This is a genomic window from Clavibacter michiganensis, assembly GCF_021216655.1.
In the GTDB taxonomy this organism is placed as follows: Bacteria; Actinomycetota; Actinomycetes; order Actinomycetales; family Microbacteriaceae; genus Clavibacter; species Clavibacter michiganensis.
Map to the genome: position 1 here is coordinate 3223334 of NZ_CP080437.1, position 18322 is coordinate 3241655.

Annotated in this window: 16 protein-coding genes and 3 tRNA genes; 13 read left to right on the forward strand and 6 right to left on the reverse strand. The window is 73.5% G+C overall.

Going from position 1 to position 18322, the window contains the following annotated elements; all coding sequences use genetic code 11:
• Positions 1-25: 25 nt before the first annotated feature.
• The 3 genes from K0V08_RS15295 (at position 26) to K0V08_RS15305 (ending at position 4073) form a co-directional block, all read left to right on the forward strand.
• Positions 26-1075, forward strand: coding sequence for a glycosyltransferase family protein (locus K0V08_RS15295; protein ID WP_079532039.1), 1050 nt, complete (start codon positions 26-28; stop codon positions 1073-1075).
• Between the two features lie 171 nt (positions 1076-1246).
• Complete coding sequence (locus K0V08_RS15300) at positions 1247-2866, forward strand: lipopolysaccharide biosynthesis protein (protein ID WP_079532040.1); 1620 nt, start codon at positions 1247-1249, stop codon at positions 2864-2866.
• Between the two features lie 163 nt (positions 2867-3029).
• The gene (locus K0V08_RS15305; RefSeq protein ID WP_079532043.1) at positions 3030-4073 is read left to right on the forward strand and encodes an NAD-dependent epimerase/dehydratase family protein; all 1044 of its coding nucleotides are present in this window, start codon (positions 3030-3032) and stop codon (positions 4071-4073) included.
• Positions 4074-4112: 39 nt separating this feature from the next.
• Here the strand turns inward: K0V08_RS15305 and K0V08_RS15310 are convergent, their stop codons facing one another.
• Positions 4113-4934 (reverse strand): TspO/MBR family protein, encoded by an 822-nt coding sequence (locus K0V08_RS15310; protein WP_079532046.1) that lies wholly within the window; start codon positions 4932-4934, stop codon positions 4113-4115.
• An 80-nt stretch (positions 4935-5014) separates the two neighbouring features.
• Here K0V08_RS15310 and K0V08_RS15315 point away from each other — a divergent pair, with 80 nt between their 5' ends.
• Entirely contained in the window at positions 5015-5521 is a 507-nt protein-coding gene (locus K0V08_RS15315) for a MarR family winged helix-turn-helix transcriptional regulator (RefSeq protein ID WP_012037520.1), read from the forward strand.
• Positions 5518-6258: a YqjF family protein gene (locus tag K0V08_RS15320; protein WP_079532049.1), complete on the forward strand. Its 741-nt coding sequence runs from the start codon at positions 5518-5520 to the stop codon at positions 6256-6258. The genes K0V08_RS15315 and K0V08_RS15320 overlap by 4 nt, the downstream gene beginning before the upstream one ends.
• Before the next feature lie 36 nt (positions 6259-6294).
• Here K0V08_RS15320 and K0V08_RS15325 read toward each other — a convergent pair whose 3' ends face one another.
• The gene (locus tag K0V08_RS15325; protein WP_079532051.1) at positions 6295-8130 is read right to left on the reverse strand and encodes a glycoside hydrolase family 15 protein; all 1836 of its coding nucleotides are present in this window, start codon (positions 8128-8130) and stop codon (positions 6295-6297) included.
• Positions 8131-8369: 239 nt separating this feature from the next.
• On the opposite strand from K0V08_RS15325, the gene K0V08_RS15330 reads away from it, so the two are divergent.
• Entirely contained in the window at positions 8370-8903 is a 534-nt protein-coding gene (locus K0V08_RS15330; RefSeq protein WP_079532054.1) for an O-acetyl-ADP-ribose deacetylase, read from the forward strand.
• A gap of 64 nt (positions 8904-8967) precedes the next feature.
• On the opposite strand, the gene K0V08_RS15335 is transcribed toward K0V08_RS15330, so the two are convergent.
• From K0V08_RS15335 to K0V08_RS15345, 3 genes are all read right to left on the reverse strand, one after another.
• A tRNA-Phe gene (locus tag K0V08_RS15335) sits at positions 8968-9043 on the reverse strand.
• A gap of 69 nt (positions 9044-9112) precedes the next feature.
• A tRNA-Asp gene (locus tag K0V08_RS15340) sits at positions 9113-9189 on the reverse strand.
• A gap of 21 nt (positions 9190-9210) precedes the next feature.
• A tRNA-Glu gene (locus tag K0V08_RS15345) sits at positions 9211-9286 on the reverse strand.
• Positions 9287-9711: 425 nt separating this feature from the next.
• Between K0V08_RS15345 and K0V08_RS15350 the strand changes: the two genes are divergently transcribed.
• Together K0V08_RS15350 and K0V08_RS15355 are read left to right on the forward strand one after the other, a co-directional pair.
• Positions 9712-11007, forward strand: coding sequence for a peptidoglycan DD-metalloendopeptidase family protein (locus tag K0V08_RS15350; protein WP_079533680.1), 1296 nt, complete (start codon positions 9712-9714; stop codon positions 11005-11007).
• 13 nt (positions 11008-11020) lie between these two features.
• The gene (locus K0V08_RS15355) at positions 11021-12394 is read left to right on the forward strand and encodes a C40 family peptidase (RefSeq protein WP_079532056.1); all 1374 of its coding nucleotides are present in this window, start codon (positions 11021-11023) and stop codon (positions 12392-12394) included.
• Positions 12395-12544: 150 nt separating this feature from the next.
• Here K0V08_RS15355 and K0V08_RS15360 read toward each other — a convergent pair whose 3' ends face one another.
• The gene (locus K0V08_RS15360; RefSeq protein WP_012037526.1) at positions 12545-13072 is read right to left on the reverse strand and encodes an inorganic diphosphatase; all 528 of its coding nucleotides are present in this window, start codon (positions 13070-13072) and stop codon (positions 12545-12547) included.
• Between the two features lie 54 nt (positions 13073-13126).
• Here K0V08_RS15360 and tilS point away from each other — a divergent pair, with 54 nt between their 5' ends.
• The 5 genes from tilS (at position 13127) to folP (ending at position 18321) form a co-directional block, all read left to right on the forward strand.
• Positions 13127-14152 (forward strand): tRNA lysidine(34) synthetase TilS, encoded by a 1026-nt coding sequence (tilS, locus tag K0V08_RS15365; protein ID WP_079532059.1) that lies wholly within the window; start codon positions 13127-13129, stop codon positions 14150-14152.
• A 1-nt stretch (position 14153) separates the two neighbouring features.
• On the forward strand, positions 14154-14705 hold the full coding sequence (gene hpt, locus K0V08_RS15370; RefSeq protein ID WP_012037528.1) for a hypoxanthine phosphoribosyltransferase: 552 nt from the start codon (positions 14154-14156) through the stop codon (positions 14703-14705).
• Positions 14706-14862: 157 nt separating this feature from the next.
• Positions 14863-16863 carry an ATP-dependent zinc metalloprotease FtsH gene (ftsH, locus tag K0V08_RS15375; RefSeq protein WP_012037529.1) on the forward strand — a complete coding sequence of 667 codons (2001 nt, stop codon included), beginning with the start codon at positions 14863-14865 and terminating at the stop codon, positions 16861-16863.
• Between the two features lie 4 nt (positions 16864-16867).
• Entirely contained in the window at positions 16868-17452 is a 585-nt protein-coding gene (gene folE, locus K0V08_RS15380; protein WP_079532062.1) for a GTP cyclohydrolase I, read from the forward strand.
• A complete protein-coding gene (folP, locus tag K0V08_RS15385; protein ID WP_079532065.1) occupies positions 17449-18321 on the forward strand; it encodes a dihydropteroate synthase in 873 nt (290 codons plus the stop codon). Before folE ends, folP begins: the two co-directional genes overlap by 4 nt.
• Position 18322: the final 1 nt, after the last annotated feature.

Genomic DNA, 18322 nt, shown 5'->3' on the forward strand with positions numbered 1-18322 from the left:
CGCCGGTCATCCCGCCAGGAGCGCCATGACCATCCCCTCCCGTCCGCCCGGCCGCGACCTCGTCGTCCTCCAGTCGTCGCCGGCGCCGCGCCCCACGACGAACCCCTACATCGTGATGCTCGGCCGCGCGCTCGCCCAGGCCCCCGGCGTCCGCCCGCTGCACTTCGGCTGGCGCACCGCGCTCCTCGGCCGCTACGACGTCTTCCACGTGCACTGGCCCGAGATCCTCGTCGACGGCCGCAGCCCGCTGAAGAAGGCCGTGCGCCAGGCGCTCACGGTCGCGCTCGTCGCGAAGCTGACGCTCGGGCGCATCCCGATCGTCCGCACCGTGCACAACCTCGAGCGGCCGCAGGGCATCGGCCGCCGCGAATCCCTGCTGCTCGCGCTCATGGAGCGGATGACGACGCTGCGCGTGCGCGTGAACCCGATCACGGAGATCCCCGCCGACCAGCCGCACGCCACGATCCTGCACGGCCACTACCGCGACTGGTTCCGCGACGAGCCGCGGGCCGACGCGGTGCCCGGCCGCCTCGGCTACGTCGGCCTCGTCCGCCGGTACAAGGGCGTCGAGCAGCTCGTCGCGGCGTTCCGGGGCGCGGGCGACGCGGGTGCCGACCTGTCGCTGCGCATCGGCGGCAACCCGTCCTCCGAGGAGCTGGCCGGCACGATCCGCGCGCTCGCCGCGGGCGACGACCGGATCCGCCTCGACCTCCGCTTCCAGTCCGACGCCGAGCTCGTCGACATCGTCACCTCGTCCGAGCTCGTCGTGCTGCCGTACCGCTTCATGCACAACTCCGGCGGCGCGCTCGCGGCCCTCTCGCTCGACCGGCCCGTGCTCGTGCCCGACAACGCCGTGAACCGCGCGCTCGCGGAGGAGGTCGGCCCGGGCTGGATCCACCTCTTCGACGGCGACCTGACCCCCGATGCGCTGCTGCGCGCGACCGAGGACGTGCGCACCGGGGCCCGTGCCGCGTCGCCCGACCTCTCCGCGCGCGACTGGGACCGGGCGGGCACCGCGCACGCGTCCGCGTACCGGCGCGCGCTGCGCATCCGCCGCGGCGTCGAGCGGGGCTGAGCCGGCCCACCCGCGTTCGGGGGCTGGAACCGCGCGCCCACGCGGATAGCATCGACGAGGGCCCGCATACCCGGCGGACCCCACCACCCGACACCCGAGCTCGCGGTGATCCGGCCGTCACCCGCGGCCGACCCGATCGCCACCCCCTCCTCGACCCGACGACGGAGCCCCATGCATCCCGCCCTGCCCGGCGACCCCGCGTCCGCCGCCGCGCCCGCGCCCGAGACGCCGCCCGCCGCCATGCAGGGACTCGGCGCCCGCGCGGCCCGCGGCGCGATCGTCACGATCGGCGCGCAGCTCGTCCGGATCCTCATCCAGGTCGCGTCCGTCGTCGTCCTCGCCCGGCTGCTCACGCCCACCGACTACGGCCTGCTCGCGATGGTGCTCGCGATCATCGGCGTCGGCGAGATCTTCCGCGACTTCGGCCTCTCCAACGCGGCCATCCAGGCCCGCGACCTCAGCCGTACGCAGCGCGACAACCTCTGGTGGATCAACGCGGGCATCGGCCTCGTGCTCGCCGCCCTCGTCTTCTGCGCCGCCTGGCCGCTCGCGGCGGTCTTCGGCCACGACGAGCTGATCCCCATCGCGCACGCCCTCAGCCTCACCTTCGTCTTCAACGGCCTCGCGACCCAGTACCGCGCGAGCCTCACCCGCAGCCTCCGCTTCCGCGCGCTCGCGACGGCGGACGTCACTGCTCCCGCGGTCGCGCTCCTCGTCGCGATCGGCGGCGCGCTCCTCGGCTGGGGCTACTGGGCGCTCGTCGCGCAGCAGCTCACGCAGACGCTCGTGCTGCTCGGCCTCGCGGTCGGCTTCGCCCGGTGGATCCCGCGCCTCCCGCGCCGCGGCGAGCCGATGGGCCCGCTGCTGCGCTTCGGCTGGAACATGGTCTCGAGCCAGATGGTCGGCTACGTCAGCAACAACATCGACACGTTCCTGGTCGGCCTCCGCTTCGGCGCCGGGTCGCTCGGCATCTACAACCGCGCGTTCCAGCTGCTGATGACGCCGCTCGCGCAGATCCGCAGCCCCCTCACCACGGTCGCGATCCCCGTGCTCTCGCGCCTCGCCGACGAGCAGCGCCGCTTCGCCGACTACGTCGCGCGCGGCCAGCTGGCCCTCGGCTACACGCTCGGCGCGGGCCTCGGCCTCGTCGCCGCGACGGCCGTGCCGATCACCGCGGTGTTCCTCGGGCCGCAATGGGACAGCGTCGCGCCGATCCTCCGCCTCCTCGCCATCGCGGGCATCTTCGACACCCTCGCCTTCGTCGGCTACTGGGTCTACGTCTCGCGCGGCCTGACGGGCGACCTCTTCCGCTTCTCGCTGCTGAGCGCCGCGATCAAGGTCAGCTGCATCCTCGTCGGATCCTCGTTCGGCATCGTGGGCATCGCGGCCGGATACGCGGCCGCCCCCACCATCTGCTGGCCGATCTCGCTGTGGTGGCTGTCGCGCAAGGCCCCGATCCCCACGCGCCGCCTCTACATGGGCGCGCTGCGGATCATCGGCGTCGTGGGGTCGGTGAGCGTCGCCACCGGCGCGCTCCTCGCCTCGGTCGACACCGGATCCGACGTGCTGCAGCTCCTCGCGGGCGTCGGCACGACCGCCGTGCTCTACGCGCTCGCCGTCGCGCTCGTGCCGGCCGTGCGCCGCGACGTGCGCGGGGTGCTGGACCTGGCGCGCGTCCTGCCGAAGGCCCGCAGGGGCGGTGGTGCGCCCGCCGCGCCGGTCGCGGATCCCACGACCGATCGCACGCCGGAGCCGACCGCGGCGCCCGCCGACGCCCGCGTCGCCTCCTAGCCGGCGCCGAGCCGCCCCGCCACGCTCCGTCGCCGCGCACCCGCGCCCCGGATGCCCGCAACCTTTCCCCCTCCGCGACTGGTGGGGACGGCCCGGCGCGGGCGTAGCGTGCACGCAGGGCGCGGATCCGACCGGCGCCCCCGCTTCGATGACGAGGACCCCTGTGACCCACGACGCCGCCCGCCTGTCCGTGCTCTACCTCGGCGGGACGGGCACCATCAGCGCCGCGTGCGTCCGGGCCTCCGTCGCCGCCGGGATGGACGTCACGGTCGTCAACCGCGGTGCCGACGCCAAGGGGCGGGGCACGCCCGAGGGCGTCACGACGCGCGTGGCCGACGCCACCGATCCGTCCGCCCTCCTCGCCGCGATCGGCGACCGCACCTTCGACGCGGTCGTCGACTTCCTCTCCTTCGACGCCGCGGGCGCCGACCGCCGCGTCGAGCTCTTCGCCGGGCGCACCCGCCAGTTCGTCGCCATCAGCTCGGCGTCGATCTACCGCAAGCCCGCGCTCCAGACGCCCATCACCGAGTCGACGCTCCGCGCCAACCCGTTCCTCTCCTACGCGCGCGACAAGATCGCGATGGAGGACGCGTTCCTCCGCCACCACGCCGCGAGCGGGTTCCCCGTCGTGATCGTGCGCCCGTCGCACACCTACGACGAGGCGAGCCCGCCGCTCGCGGGGGACTGGACCGTGGTCGACCGCATCGCGCGCGGCGACGAGGTCGTGGTCCCGGGCGACGGCACGTCGCTGTGGACGCTCACGCACGCGGACGACTTCGCGGTCGGGCTCGTCGGCATCCTCGGCGACGAGCGCGCGGTCGGCGAGGCGCTGCACATCACGAGCGACGACGTCTCGACCTGGGACCGGATCCACCACCTCGTCGCCGACGCGCTCGGCGTCGAGGCGCGCCTCGTCCACGTGCCCGCCGAGCAGTTCCCCATCGTGGAGCCCGACTGGGGCTGGTCGGAGCTCGTCGTCGGCGACCTGTCGCACAGCGCGGTCTTCGACACGACGCGGATCCGCCGGCTCGTGCCCGCGTTCCAGCCGCGGATCCCGTTCCACCTCGCCGTCCGCGGCATCGTCGCGTGGCGGGCCGCGCACCCCGAGCTCACCCGGCCGGACGCGGACACCGACCGCAGGATCCAGCGCCTCGTCGACGCGAAGCACGCCGCCGACTCCGCCTATCGCGCAGCCGCGGCAGGCTGAGCCGGCGTCAGCCGACCCGCTGCCGGCCGACGCGCGGCGCTAGCGGGCTGCGGCGGCCGCGGGACGCGCGGCGACCCGGCCGCTCCACCCGGCACGTGCGCGGGCGACGAGCGTCACGACGACGACCGCGGCGGCCGCCACGATCGCGGCGACGGCGGCGGGCGTCGACAGCAGCTCGCCCGTGAGGCGTCCGACGGCGACCCACGCGAGGCCCCACGCGATCGCGGCGGAGGGCGCGAGCCGCCCGCCGTCGCGGAGCGCGAGCACCGCGCCGACGAGGCCGGCGACCGCCAACAGGACGACGGCCCAGGCATCGCGCCCTGTGGTGCCCGGCTGGAAGCCGGACGCCGTGAGGATCGAGGCGATGTTCGCGATCGACGCGACGCTCACCCACCCGAGGTAGAGGCCCATCGTGCCGTCGAGCACGACGCCCTCGACCGCGTTCCGGGGCCGCGTCGCCATCAGCGCCCGGAAGGTCCACATCAGCGTCACGAGCAGCGCCACGATCACGACGCCGCTGAGCACGAGGAACCCGGCCTGCGCGGTGAGGATCCACACGGCGTTGAGCACGAGGGTCACCGCCACGGGGTAGCCGACGCGGCGCTGGCGCTCGTCGGCGCGCTGCGCGGGGAGCGCCTGCCAGACCGTGTACGCGATGAGCCCGAGGTAGACGACGCTCCAGATCGAGAACGCGGGGCCGGCCGGGGCGACGGGCGTGTAGCTCGCGCTGAGGGCGCCGCTCGACGCGTTCTGGATGCTCTGGTCGCTGAACGCGCCCGACCCGAAGGCGGAGCCGATGACGGCGAACGCCATGCTCGAGATGACGACGATCTGGCGGACGATGTCCTTTACGGTGCCCATGCGGCCTGCTCCTCTACGATGGGATTGTCAGCAGGCGGATAGTAAGCCTGCTGACGATGACTGTAGCAGGAGGTGCGCGCATGGCAGCAGGGATGTCCGCCCAGGACGAGCTGGCGAGCTGGCCGACGGGTCGGCTGCTGTCCACGGCCGCGCGCGCGGTCGAGCACGCCTGGTCGGAGGCGCTCGCGACCCTCGGCGTCACGCACGCGGGCCTCATCGCGCTGCACCTGCTCCGCGACGGGCCGCTGAGCCAGATCCAGCTCGCCCGCTCCGCGCACGTCGAGACGCAGACCATGTCGCGCACGCTCGAGCGGCTGGAGCGGGAGGGGCTCGTGTCGCGCGCGCCGGATCCCGCCGACCGCCGCCGCCACGTCGTCGCGCGGACCGAGGCGGGCGCCGAGGCGTGGGAGCGCGCGCAGGCGCTCGAGCAGGACGTCGTCCCCGAGCTCGCCCGCTCGGAGGAGATGCGCCGCGGCCTCATCGACGTGATCCGCGCGGCCGGCCGCCCGGCGCCCGGCGACGCGGCCTCGCCCGCGTCGCCTGCCGACACCGCCGCGCCCGCCGCCGCCCCGGGGCGCGCACGATGACCCGCCCCGCGGATCCGGTCTCCGCCGCCGCCCCCGACCTCCCCGGCCGCGCGGTCATCCGCCAGGTCTGGAGCGACCTGGCCTTCGTGCACTGGCGCGTGGATCCCGCGCTCGTCGCACCGCTCCTCCCGCCGGGCACGCGCCCGGACGTGCACGACGGATCCAGCTGGGTCGGCCTCATCCCGTTCGTCCTGTCCCGCAGCGCCTTCCCGCCCCTGCCCGTCGTGCCGTGGGCCGGCACCTTCGCCGAGCTCAACGTGCGCCTCTACAGCGTCGGCGACGACGGCCGCCGCGGCGTGGTCTTCCGCTCGCTCGAGGCCGCGAAGCTCCTGCCCGTGATCGGCGCGCGCGTGGGCCTCGGACTGCCCTACATGTGGGCGTCGATGACGCACGAGGAGCACGACGGCGTCGTCACCTACACGTCGCGCCGGCACACGGGCGCCCGGCCGTCGTCCCGCATCGCCGTGCGCCCGCTCGGCGAGGAGGTGGAGGGGGATCCGCTCGCCGACTTCCTCACCGCGCGCTGGGGCATGCACGTGGCCCGCCGCGGCGTGACGCGCTACTGGCCGAACACGCACGACGCCTGGACCCTGGAGCGCGCCGAGCTGGTGGGCATCGACGACGAGCTGGTCGCCGCCGCCGGCCTCCCCGGGATCGTCGACCGCGCGCCCGACTCGGTGCTGTTCTCCCGCGGCGTCCGCACGGAGTTCGCCGGCCCGCTCCGCCCGCGCGCGTAGCGCTCGGTCCGGCGGACGGCGTCCGACGCCCCCGCGCTACCGCTTCGCGCGCGGGGTGCGCGTCGAGCGCGTCCGCCCGTGCGACAGCTCGTCGATCGTGAGCGCCGCGCTCACGAGCGCGAGGTGGCTGAGCCCCTGCGGCAGGTTCCCGAGGAACGCGTGGTCGTCGGCGTCGATCATCTCGGAGTACAGCCCGACGTCGTTGCCGAGGTCGACCAGCTGGTCCATGAGCTCGCGCGCCTCGTCCATCCGCCCGACGCACGCGTAGGCGCCGGCCAGCCAGAAGGCGCACGCCGTGAAGGTGCCCTCCTCCTCGGGCATGCCGGAGTAGCGGTACAGCAGCGGCCCGCGGCCGAGCTCCGAGCGCAGCGCGTCGAGCGTGGAGGACATGCGCTCGCCGCGGTCGAAGCCGGAGATCGAGTGCAGCAGGATGCTCGCGTCGAGCCGCTGGCTGCCCGGGTGCATCACGTAGGCGCCGCGACCCTCGTCCCAGCACTCCTCCTCGACCCACGTGCGGATCCGGTCGCGCTCGGCCCGCCACCGGTCCGGCACGCCGGGGATCTGGCCGAGCTCCGCGAGCTCGACGGCGCAGTCGAGCGCCTGCCAGCAACCGAGCTTCGAGGTCGTGTAATGCTGCTCGTCCTCGAGCTCCCACATGCCGGCGTCGCGCTTCTGCCACATGTCGCAGGTGCGGTCGGCGAAGGTCGCGAGGAGGCGGCCGGTGTCGGCGTCGAGCACGTTGCCGTCGCGGACGTAGGTGCGCACCACGTCGAACAGGTCGCCGAAGACGCCCAGCTGCAGCTGCGCCTGCGCGTCGTTGCCGTCGACGACGGGCCCGACGCCGCGCCATCCCGGCACCTCCGGGTTGGAGCTGCCCTGGGGCACGCCGCCCTCGAGCGAGTAGAAGACGTGGAGGTCGGGGCCGTTGTCGCGGATCGTCCGCAGCATCCACGACACCGCCGCGTGCGTCTCCTCGCGGAGGCCGAACTTCACGAGCGCGTTCACCGTGTACGCGAGGTCGCGCACCCAGGCGAAGCGGTAGTCCCAGTTCTTGTCGCCGCCCATGCGCTCGGGCAGCGAGGTCGTCGCGGCCGCGGCGATGGATCCGGTGGGTGCGTGCACGAGCAGCTTGAGCGCGAGGGCGCTTCTCTGCACGGCCTCGGCCCACTCGCCCTCGTAGCGGAACTCGGCGCTCCAGCCCTCCCAGTTGCGGATGGTGCGGTCGATGCCCTCGTCCACGATCGCGGGGTTCGGGATCCGCACGGGCTCCCGCTCGGTCCCCACCATCGTGAGGACGTGGCGCGATCCCTCCTTCGCGGTGAACGCGCCGGACAGCGACTGCGTCCCGGGCTCGGCGGGTCCGTGGTCGAGGCCGACGACCGCGAGCGTCACGCCGTCCACCCGGATGACGGGCCCGTTGTGCGTCGACTGCACCCACGGCGACGACGTGCCGAGCGCCGTCCCGGGCGCGACGACCCAGCTCATGGCCACCTCGCCCGTCAGCCCCTCGATCCGCCGGCCCAGCTCCGACCACGGCAGCCGCCCGGCGACGCCCGTCACGAGCGCGTCGGTCACGCGCACGCTGCCGGACGCCGTGGTGAACGTGGTGGTGAGCACGTTGGTGCCGGGCACGTAGGCGCGCGTCACCTCGAACCCCTCGTCGGGCCGCAGCGTGATCCGGCCGCCGTGCGGGGCGTCGAGGATCGCGGCGAACGCGGGTGCGGTGTGCAGGTTCGGCAGCGGCAGCCAGTCGATGTCGCCGTCCTCCGCGATGAGCGCGACGGTGCGTCCGTCCCCGATGGCGGCGTAGCTGCGGAGTGCCACGTAGCCGTCGATGCGCTCGGGTGCGGGGCGGGATGCGGGCGTTGCCATGGGACTCCTGTCGATGCCGGCAGGACGGCACCGACCCCTCCAGTATCACCGGGTCGCCTCCGCGCGACCGGGCCGTCGACCGGCCGCGGACTCGACGGGTCGCCCAATCGCTTCTTCCCCGGGCTCCGAATACTGCTGATGTGCCCGGAGCCCACCCGAACGGTTCCGGTCGCCGCCCGCCGGACAGCGTCGTCCGCGCGGGTCTCCCTCCCGGCGTCGACCGGGGCCAGGCTGGATCCATGACGCTCATCGAGGCCGTGCGCGGCGACATCACCCGGCAGGACGTCGATGCGATCGTCGATGCCGCGAACTCGTCGCTGCTCGGCGGCGGGGGAGTGGACGGCGCGATCCACCGCGCGGCCGGTCCCGAGCTGCTCGCCGCCTGCCGCCGCATCCGCGCCGATGCGCTGCCCGACGGCCTGCCGGCGGGCGACGCGATCGCGACGCCCGGCTTCCGCCTGCCCGCGCACCACGTGATCCACACCGTCGGCCCGGTCTGGTCGGCATCCGACGACCGCACCGCGGTGCTCGCGAGCGCCTACCGCCGGTCGATCGAGGTGGCGGCCGCTCTGGGGATCCGCAGCGTCGCCTTCCCCGCGGTCTCGGCCGGCGTCTACGGCTGGCCGGTCGACGACGCGGCGCGCGTGGCGGTGTCCGCGGTGCGGGCTGCGCTCGCCGACGGCGCGGGCGACGGGATCGAGCTGGTGCGCTTCGTCCTGTTCTCCGACGAGGTGCTCGCGGCCTTCGAGGCGGCGCTCGCCTCCGACGCCTGACGCCGGAGCGGGCCGGGAGAGAAGAGGAACGCCAGCCCTGTCGTCTGTGACGGGGATCGGCGGGTGGTGCCTGGACGCGGCGTCGATCCGCGGACCTTTCGATTTTCAGTCGAACGCTCTACCAACTGAGCTACCCAGGCGAGCGGGCGGCTTGCGAGAAGACGCCCACATCGGACAGAAGCCCTCTCGTGAGAGAGGGCTCATATCCGTGGCGACCCTGACGGGACTTGAACCCGCGACCTCCGCCGTGACAGGGCGGCACGCTAACCAGCTGCGCTACAGGGCCTTGCATGTCGATCACATTGCCTGGTGACCCCAACGGGATTCGAACCCGTGTTAACGCCGTGAAAGGGCGCCGTCCTAGGCCACTAAACGATGGGGCCGCTCGCCCTGGCGGACCAGGTCTCGCAGCAACCGACACGTCAGCATAACCGCACTCCGGGCGAGGACTCAAATCGGACGTCGGCATGTGCGCCCTCGCCCCGCGGGCATGCGGATCGGGCGGCGTGTCGCCTCCCTGTGCACGGACTCGGAGGCGGGCCGCGGGCGCCCGTCCGGAGCTCCTGCCAGGTTCGCGACACGGCCAGCGCGCTGCCGCGATGTCCCCCTTCCGCGGGGTTAGCCTTCGGTCGACCCTCCCGGGGAGGGGATCCCGGTGGTGGATCCCCGCGTCAGCGCGCTGTGCGCCGCCGGACCCCGTTGCTACTGTGAGAGCCGGTGAAGGCGTGACGGATGTGATCCGCGCTCCCCGCCGGCCCTGCAGGGAGGCGCAGCCGGCCAGCCGGGCGACACGATGATCGGGATCACCATGCACCATGACCTCCTCCGGAGCTCGCGCGCCTCGGGCGCCCGACGGTCGCGCCCGCGCGGCCGCCGCAGCCTCCAGGCCATCGTCGCCATCGCCGCCGTCCTCCTCACCGGCTCGATCGCCGCTCCCGCCCACGCCGACACCTTCGCCTCCTGGGACGACGTGCAGAAGGCGCGCGGCGACGAGCAGGCGCAGCAGGCGCTCGTGCAGCGGATCAACGACGAGATCGCGTCCCTCCAGCAGAAGGTCGCCGACGCGCAGGCCCTCGTGGTCCAGCGGGGCGACGAGCACGACAAGGCCCAGCAGGATGCCGACGACAAGCACGCCGAGACCGTCCTGCTCCAGGAGAAGGTCGACGCTGCCGACGCGAAGGCCACGAAGTCCCAGGAGCAGGCTGCCGGCCTCGCCAAGCAGCTGATGCGATCCGGCGGCCAGAACCTCTCCGGCACCCTCCTCCTGAGCGAGGGCGACGGCACCGACGACCTCCTCGACAAGCTCGGCACCATGAGCAAGGTCGCCGAGAAGTCCGACCAGATCTACGCCATCGCCCTCCAGGACCGCAACGCCGCCAAGTCCCTCAGCGACCAGGCCCAGGTGGCGCTCACGGAGCTCGACGCGTTGAACGCGAAGGCCGAGCAGCTCCTCGAGGAGGCGGCCCAGGCGCAGCTTGACCTCGAGCAGGCGCTCGAGGACCAGAGCGCGCAGAAGGCCGACGCCGACGCGAAGCTCTCCGTCATCACGGAGAACCGCGAGGCCACCGAGGACGACTACCAGGCCGGCGTCCGCAAGCGCCAGGCCGACGCGGACGCGCTCGCGGCCAGCCAGGGCAGCGCGGGCGGCGACGTCTCGCCCGGCGCCATCAGCTCATCCGGCTGGTCCGCGCCGCTGCCGGGAGCCAGCACGAGCAGCCCCTTCGGGTACCGGATCCACCCGATCTACCACACCAAGATCATGCACGCGGGCGAGGACCTCGTCCGCGGATACAGCTGCGGCGAGATCCAGTACGCCGCCCACTCGGGCACCGTCAGCTTCGCGGGCCGGAACGGCGGCTACGGCAACTACATCCGCATCGACCACGGCGGCGGCGTCTCCTCGGCCTACGGGCACATCGTGGACGGCGGCACGCTCGTCCGCACCGGCCAGCAGGTCGTCGCGGGCCAGCCCATCGCCCGCACGGGCACCACGGGCGGCTCCACCGGCTGCCACCTCCACTTCGAGATCCGCATCGACGGGAACGCCGTCGACCCGGTGGCGTTCATGCACGGCCAGGGCGTCTCCATCACCAGTACGCATTGACATGAGGAACGACATGAACCACCTCCGCCCGACCACGGTCGTCATCTCCACGATCGCCGTGGGGGTGATCGCCGTGTCCAGCGGCGTCGCCGCCCAGACCGCGTTCGCCGCGACCGACTACCCCTCGTGGGCCGACGTGCAGGCGGCGAAGGCGAACCAGGCGGACACGCAGGCCGCGATCGACCGCGTGACCGAGCTGGCGACGGGGCTGCAGGTGTCCGCGGACCAGTCGAACAAGGCCGCGCTGATCGCGGGCGAGAAGTACGCCGAGGCGCAGGCCGCGCGCGACGCCAAGGCCGACGAGCTCGCGCGCCTGCAGAAGAAGGCCGACGAGGCGCAGGCCACGGCCCTCACCAGCCGGATGCGCGCCGGGCTCCTCGCGAGCCACCTCGCGCGGGCGGGCGGCCAGGACATCACGGCGAGCCTCTTCGCCTCCGACGGCGACGACGCGGAGGAGCTGCTGCGCTCGCTCGGCACCATGACGAAGCTGTCCGAGAGCACGCAGTCCGTGTACCAGCAGGCGCTCGCCGACCGCAACAGCGCCGCGTCGCTGAGCCAGCAGGCGCAGGTGGCCAAGGACGATCTCGCCACGCTCGCGGACGAGGCCCAGAAGGCGCTCGACGACGCGAACTCCGCCGCCGCGACGGCGCAGGCCGCCGTCACCGAGCAGACGCGCAACAGCGACCAGCTCATCGCGCAGCTGGCGCTCCTCAAGGACTCCACCTCGGAGATCGAGGCGCAGTACATCCAGGGCATCACGCAGCCGCCCATCCCCGCGGCCGTGGCAGCACCCGCGCCGTCGTCCGGCGGATCCGGCTCGGGCGGCGGCTCCTCGTCCGGTGGCGGCGGCTCGTCGTCCGGCGGAGGGTCGTCGTCCGGTGGGGGTGGATCCTCGTCCGGCGGCGGATCGAGCGCCCCCGCCCCTGTACCCCAGCAGCCGGCCCCGCAGCAGCCGTCGCGTCCGGCTCCCGCACCGGCTCCCGCGCCAGCGCCTGCTCCTGCACCTTCCGGCAACGCCGCGCAGGTCGCCATCGCGTTCGCGAAGGCCCAGCTCGGCGAGTCCTACGTGCTCGGCGGCGCGGGCCCGAACGTCTGGGACTGCTCGGGCCTCGTGATGATGGCCTACCGCGCGGCGGGCATCGACGTCGGCAGCCACTCGGTGAGCTCGCAGTACAACACGATGCAGGCGCAGGGTCGGCTCGTGCCGTTCTCGCAGCGCCAGGCCGGCGACATCATCTTCTGGAACAGCGGCGGCGGCTTCTACCACGACGCCATCTCGCTCGGCGGGAACACCATCATCGCGGCGCCGAAGCCCGGCGACGTGGTGAAGATCCAGTCCCTCTGGGGCGGCAGCGACATCATGCCGTACGTCGGTCGACCCGGCTGACCCCGCCCGGCCGACCCCGGCCCGGCTCATCCGGCCCGGCTCATCCGGCCCGGCTCATCCGGCCCGGACGCGACGACGCCCGCCTCACCGCATCTGCTGCGGGGGCGGGCGTCGTCGTGTCGGCCGCGCGGGCTCAGGGGATGACGCGGATCAGGCGTCCTCGTCCGGCTCGCCGCCGTGGCCGTGGCCGTCGCCCTCGGCCTGGAGCTTCTCGAAGCCGGCCTGCACGATGCGCTCGGCCTCGGCCGCGTCGCCCCACCCCTCGGTCTTGACCCACTTGCCGGGCTCGAGGTCCTTGTAGTGCTCGAAGAAGTGCTCGATCTCGTTGCGCGTCTGCTGCGGCACGTCGTCGATGTCCTGGATGTGCGCCCAGCGCGGGTCCTTCGCGGGGACGCCGATGACCTTGGAGTCGATGCCGGCCTCGTCGCTCATGTTGAACACGCCCACCGGGCGGATGGAGACGCCCACGCCGGGGAAGACGGGGTACTCGAGGAGCACGAGCACGTCGACGGGGTCGCCGTCGAGGCCCAGCGTGTTCTCGAAGTAGCCGTAGTCGGTGGGGTAGACGAACGACGTGAAGAGCACCCGGTCGAGGTACACGCGACCCGTCTCGTGGTCGACCTCGTACTTGTTGCGGGACCCCTTGGGGATTTCGACGACGACGTCGTAGCTGGCCATGCGCGTGCTCCTCGTGGTTCTGACGTGGGCGGATTGCTGCCATAACGTTAGTGGATGCCCTCCGAGCGCCCCCGTCTCACCCCCGCCGTCGCGGACCTCAGACGGGCGGTCCGCGAGGCGCTCGCGGGGCTCGACCCGGCCTCGTCCGGACCCGTTCTCGTCGCCCTCTCCGGCGGCGCCGACTCGCTCGCCCTCGCCGCGGCCGCCGCCTTCGAGGGCCCCCGCGCGGGCGTGGCCGCGGGTGCCGTCGTCGTCGACCACGGGCTGCAGGACGGATCCGCGGCGGTCGCCGCCCGGGCCGCCGACGCCGCGCGCGCCCTCGGCCTCGCGCCGGTCGTCGTGACGCGCGTGCGGGTCGACCCGGGCGCATCGGGCCCCGAGGCCGCCGCCCGCGCCGCCCGCTACGCCGCGTTCGACGACGCGCTCCGGGAGACCGGATCCCGCGCGCTGCTCCTCGCCCACACCCTCGACGACCAGGCGGAGACCGTCCTGCTCGGGCTCGCCCGGGGGTCCGGCGCGACGAGCCTGCACGGCATGGCCGCGTCGACGCCCGCGCGCGCGGCCGACGCCGTGTACCTGCGGCCGCTGCTCGGGATCCGCGCGGCCGTCACCCGCGCCGCGTGCGCCGACCAGGGCCTCGACCCGTGGCGGGATCCGCACAACGCGGATCCCGCCTACGCCCGGGTGCGCGTCCGCCACGAGGCGCTGCCCGTGCTCGAGCGCGAGCTCGGCCCCGGGATCGCGGAGGCCCTCGCCCGCACGGCCGACCAGCTGCGCGAGGACGACGACGCGCTCGAGCACTTCGCCGCCGAGATGATCGAGGAGATCGCCGACCACGCCGAGGCGGGCATCTCGCTCGAGGTGGCCTCGCTCCTGGCCGCGCCGCCCGCGCTGCGGCACCGGCTGATCCGCCTCGCCGCGCGCGAGGAGTTCGCCGCCCACCTGTCGCGGACGCACGTCCTGGAGGTCGCGCGGCTCGTCACCGACTGGCACGGGCAGGGCCCCGTCGACCTGCCGGGCGTTAGGGTCGTACGCAAGGACGGGCTCATCGTCCTCAGCGCCAGGACGACGGAAGAGTGACATGAGATCCACCGACATCGCCGACGACCTGACCGAGGTCCTCCACACCCAGGAGGAGATCCACTCCCGCATCGCCGAGATGTGCCGCGAGATCGAGCGCGACAACCCGGGGGAGGAGCTGCTCCTCGTCGGCGTGCTGAAGGGCGCGGTCATGGTCATGGCCGACCTCGCGCGCGAGCTCGAGCTGCCGATCCACATGGACTGGATGGCCGTCAGCTCCTACGGCTCCGGCACCAAGTCGAGCGGCGTCGTCCGCATCCTCAAGGACCTCGACGCCGACCTCACCGGCCGTCGCGTGCTCATCGTCGAGGACATCATCGACTCGGGCCTCACCCTCTCCTGGCTGCTCGCCAACCTGCGCTCGCGCGGCGCCGCCAGCGTCGAGGTGTGCGCGCTGCTGCGCAAGCCCGAGGCCGCGAAGATCGCGGTCGACGTGAAGTACGTGGGCTTCGAGATCCCCGACGACTTCGTGGTCGGCTACGGACTCGACTTCGCCGAGCGATACCGCAACCTCCGCGACGTGGCGATCCTCGCGCCGCACGTCTACAGCTGAGGCGCCCCGCTCCTCTTACCCGCCTCCATGCCGGCGCACGTTCGGCTGGCGGCGAACACCGCGGCCACGCTCAGACGGCCGCTTGTATCCTCGAGACATCTCGTCGCCGTACGGCGCGGCACGGGCAGAAAGGTGTCGGGCCCGCGCCCCTACGCTCATGAACTTCAAGAAACTCCTCCGCAGCCCGATCCTGATCGTCGTCCTCGCCATCGTCGTGGTGTCCGTGGGCTTCAGCCTCATCACCGGATCCGGCTACAAGACCATCACCACGCAGCACGGCCTCGAGCTGATCCAGGACGGCAAGGTCGCCTCCGCCAAGATCATCGACGGCGAGCAGCGGGTCGACCTCACGCTCGCGAGCGCCGACGGCGACAACGGCACCATGGTGCAGTTCAACTACGTCGCGCAGCGCGGCGGCGAGATCGTCTCCGCCATCACGACCGCGAACCCCGCCGAGGGCTTCGACGACCAGGTGCCGCAGCCGAGCTGGCTCCTGTCGGCGTTCAGCATCCTGCTGCCGCTGCTGCTCATCGGCTTCTTCATCTGGATCATGTTCTCCGGCATGCAGGGCGGCGGGAACCGCGTCATGCAGTTCGGCAAGTCGAAGGCGAAGCTCGCCTCCAAGGACTCCCCGAAGGTGACGTTCGCCGACGTCGCCGGGTCGGACGAGGCCATCGAGGAGCTCGAGGAGATCAAGGACTTCCTCAAGGAGCCCGCCAAGTTCCAGGCCGTGGGCGCCCGCATCCCCAAGGGCGTGCTGCTCTACGGCCCTCCCGGCACCGGCAAGACCCTGCTCGCGCGCGCCGTCGCGGGTGAGGCGGGCGTTCCCTTCTACTCCATCTCCGGATCCGACTTCGTCGAGATGTTCGTGGGCGTCGGCGCGAGCCGCGTGCGCGACCTGTTCGAGCAGGCCAAGCAGAACGCGCCGGCCATCATCTTCGTCGACGAGATCGACGCGGTCGGCCGTCACCGCGGAGCCGGCGTCGGCGGCGGCAACGACGAGCGCGAGCAGACCCTCAACCAGCTCCTGGTGGAGATGGACGGCTTCGACGTCAAGACCAACGTCATCCTCATCGCGGCCACCAACCGGCCCGACGTGCTCGACCCCGCGCTCCTGCGCCCCGGACGCTTCGACCGCCAGATCGGCGTCGACGCCCCCGACCTGCAGGGCCGCAAGCAGATCCTCGAGGTGCACGGGCGCGGCAAGCCGCTCGCCGCGGGCGTCGACCTCGAGGTCCTCGCGCGGAAGACGCCCGGCTTCACGGGCGCCGACCTCGCGAACGTCCTCAACGAGGCCGCGCTCCTCACGGCGCGTTCCAACGCGCAGCTCATCGACGACCGCGCGCTCGACGAGGCCGTCGACCGAGTCATGGCCGGGCCCCAGCGCCGCAGCCGCATCATGCGGGACCACGAGAAGCTCATCACCGCGTACCACGAGGGCGGCCACGCGCTCGCGGCGGCGGCCATGAACAACACGGATCCCGTCACCAAGGTCACGATCCTGCCGCGCGGCCGTGCCCTCGGCTACACGATGGTGCTCCCGCTCGAGGACAAGTACTCCGTCACCCGCAACGAGCTCCTCGACCAGCTCGCGTACGCCATGGGCGGGCGCGTCGCGGAGGAGATCGTCTTCCACGACCCCACCACGGGCGCGTCGAACGACATCGAGAAGGCCACGTCGACCGCGCGTCGCATGGTCACCGAGTACGGCATGAGCGCCAAGGTCGGATCCGTGAAGCTCGGCTCCAGCTCGGGCGAGCCGTTCCTCGGTCGCGACCTCGGCGGCAGCCGGGACTACTCGGAGGACATGGCCCTGACGGTCGACGCCGAGGTGCGCGCGCTCCTCGACGGCGCGCACGACGAGGCGTGGCAGGTCATCAACGACAACCGCGACGTGCTCGACCGCCTGGCCACCGAGCTCCTCGAGAAGGAGACGCTCGACCACGACCAGCTCGCGGCGATCTTCGCGGACGTCAAGAAGCTGCCGCCGCGCCCGCAGTGGCTCTCGAGCGACAAGCGCCCGCTCTCCGACCTGCCGCCCGTGGCCATGCCGCAGAAGGCGCCCATCGACCAGGGCGTCGTCGACGGCGCGGTGGACTCGGAGCCGCCGGCCGGCAAGCCGAAGCGCTCGCCCTTCCCGCGCCCCGCGACGGCCTGATCCGGTGGGCGTCGACCGGGCGCGCATCGAGGCGGCCGTGGCCGAGCTGATCCTGGCCATCGGCGAGGACCCGGGCCGGGAGGGCCTCGCGACCACCCCGGCGCGGGTAGCCGAGGCGTACGCGGAGTTCTTCTCCGGGGTCGGCGCGGATCCGCTCCGGCACCTGCGCGAGACGTTCCCGCTCCCCGAGAAGGACGCAGCGCCGCAGCCCGTGATCGTGACGGGCATCGCGTTCCGCTCCATCTGCGAGCACCACCTGCTGCCGTTCACGGGCGTCGCGCACCTGGCCTACGTGCCGGGCGAGCGGATCGTGGGCCTCGGCCGGCTGCCGCGCGTGGTCGACGACCTCGCGTCGCGTCCGCAGATGCAGGAGCGGCTGGGCGAGCAGATCGCCGAGGCGCTCGAACGCGGACTCGGCGCGCGCGGTGTCGCCGTGATCCTCGACGCGACGCACGGCTGCGTCACCGCGCGGGGTACCCGGCAGGCCGGCAGCACGACCATCACGATCGCGGCGCGCGGCTCCCTCGCCGAGCCCGCGGCGCGCGCCGAGGTGCTCGCGCTGCTGCCCACCGCGGCCGGTCGGGCGTGACCGTGGCCGCGCCGCGCACGCTCGTCATGGGGATCCTCAACGCGACCCCCGACTCCTTCAGCGACGGCGGCCGCCACCTCGCCCTCGACGACGCGCTCGCGCACGCCCGCCGGATGGTCGTCGCGGGTGCCGACCTCGTGGACGTGGGCGGGGAGTCGACCCGGCCGGGCGCCCTCCGCGTGGACGCCGACGAGGAGCTCCGGCGTGTGCTGCCCGTCGTGCGGGAGCTCGCCGCGGAGGGGATCGCCGTGAGCGTCGACACCATGCGGGCCGCGACCGCGGAGGCCTGCATCGGCGCGGGGGCGCGCGTCGTCAACGACGTGTCGGGGGGCCTCGCGGATCCGCGCATGGCCGCGGTCGTCGCGGGCGCCGACGTCGACTACGTCGCCATGCACTGGCGGGGTCACAGCGACACGATGGGCGCCCGGGCGACGTACGCCGACACGGTCGGCGACGTGCGCGACGAGCTCGGCGCCCGCGTCGCGGCGCTCGTGGCCGCGGGCCTGGATCCCGCCCGGATCGCCATCGACCCCGGTCTCGGCTTCGCCAAGGACGCCGCGCACGACTGGCAGCTACTCGGATCCCTCGACGCGTTCATCGACCTCGGCCACCGCGTGCTCGTGGGCGCCTCCCGCAAGCGCTTCCTCGGGCGGCTGCTCCCGGAGGGCGCGGGCGTCGAGGAGCGCGACGTGCTGACAGCGGTCGTCAGCGCCCTCTCCGCGCGCGCCGGGGCGTGGGCCGTGCGCGTGCACGACGTCGCCTCCACCCGCGCCGCGCTCGCGGTCGAGGCGGCGTGGTCGCACGGGCGGGCCGAGGCCGCTTCCGCCACGTCCGCCGGGCCGTCCGCCGCCGCCGGTCTGTCAGAGTAGG

Coding starts and splice junctions, on each gene's coding strand:
- K0V08_RS15295 (WP_079532039.1), top strand. CDS start 26: ATGACCATCCCCTCCCGTCCGCCCGGCCGCGACCTCGTCGTCCTCCAG.
- K0V08_RS15300 (WP_079532040.1), top strand. CDS start 1,247: ATGCATCCCGCCCTGCCCGGCGACCCCGCGTCCGCCGCCGCGCCCGCG.
- K0V08_RS15310 (WP_079532046.1), bottom strand. CDS start 4,934: ATGGGCACCGTAAAGGACATCGTCCGCCAGATCGTCGTCATCTCGAGC.
- K0V08_RS15315 (WP_012037520.1), top strand. CDS start 5,015: ATGGCAGCAGGGATGTCCGCCCAGGACGAGCTGGCGAGCTGGCCGACG.
- K0V08_RS15320 (WP_079532049.1), top strand. CDS start 5,518: ATGACCCGCCCCGCGGATCCGGTCTCCGCCGCCGCCCCCGACCTCCCC.
- K0V08_RS15325 (WP_079532051.1), bottom strand. CDS start 8,130: ATGGCAACGCCCGCATCCCGCCCCGCACCCGAGCGCATCGACGGCTAC.
- K0V08_RS15330 (WP_079532054.1), top strand. CDS start 8,370: ATGACGCTCATCGAGGCCGTGCGCGGCGACATCACCCGGCAGGACGTC.
- K0V08_RS15350 (WP_079533680.1), top strand. CDS start 9,712: ATGCACCATGACCTCCTCCGGAGCTCGCGCGCCTCGGGCGCCCGACGG.
- K0V08_RS15355 (WP_079532056.1), top strand. CDS start 11,021: ATGAACCACCTCCGCCCGACCACGGTCGTCATCTCCACGATCGCCGTG.
- K0V08_RS15360 (WP_012037526.1), bottom strand. CDS start 13,072: ATGGCCAGCTACGACGTCGTCGTCGAAATCCCCAAGGGGTCCCGCAAC.
- tilS (WP_079532059.1), top strand. CDS start 13,127: ATGCCCTCCGAGCGCCCCCGTCTCACCCCCGCCGTCGCGGACCTCAGA.
- hpt (WP_012037528.1), top strand. CDS start 14,154: ATGAGATCCACCGACATCGCCGACGACCTGACCGAGGTCCTCCACACC.
- ftsH (WP_012037529.1), top strand. CDS start 14,863: ATGAACTTCAAGAAACTCCTCCGCAGCCCGATCCTGATCGTCGTCCTC.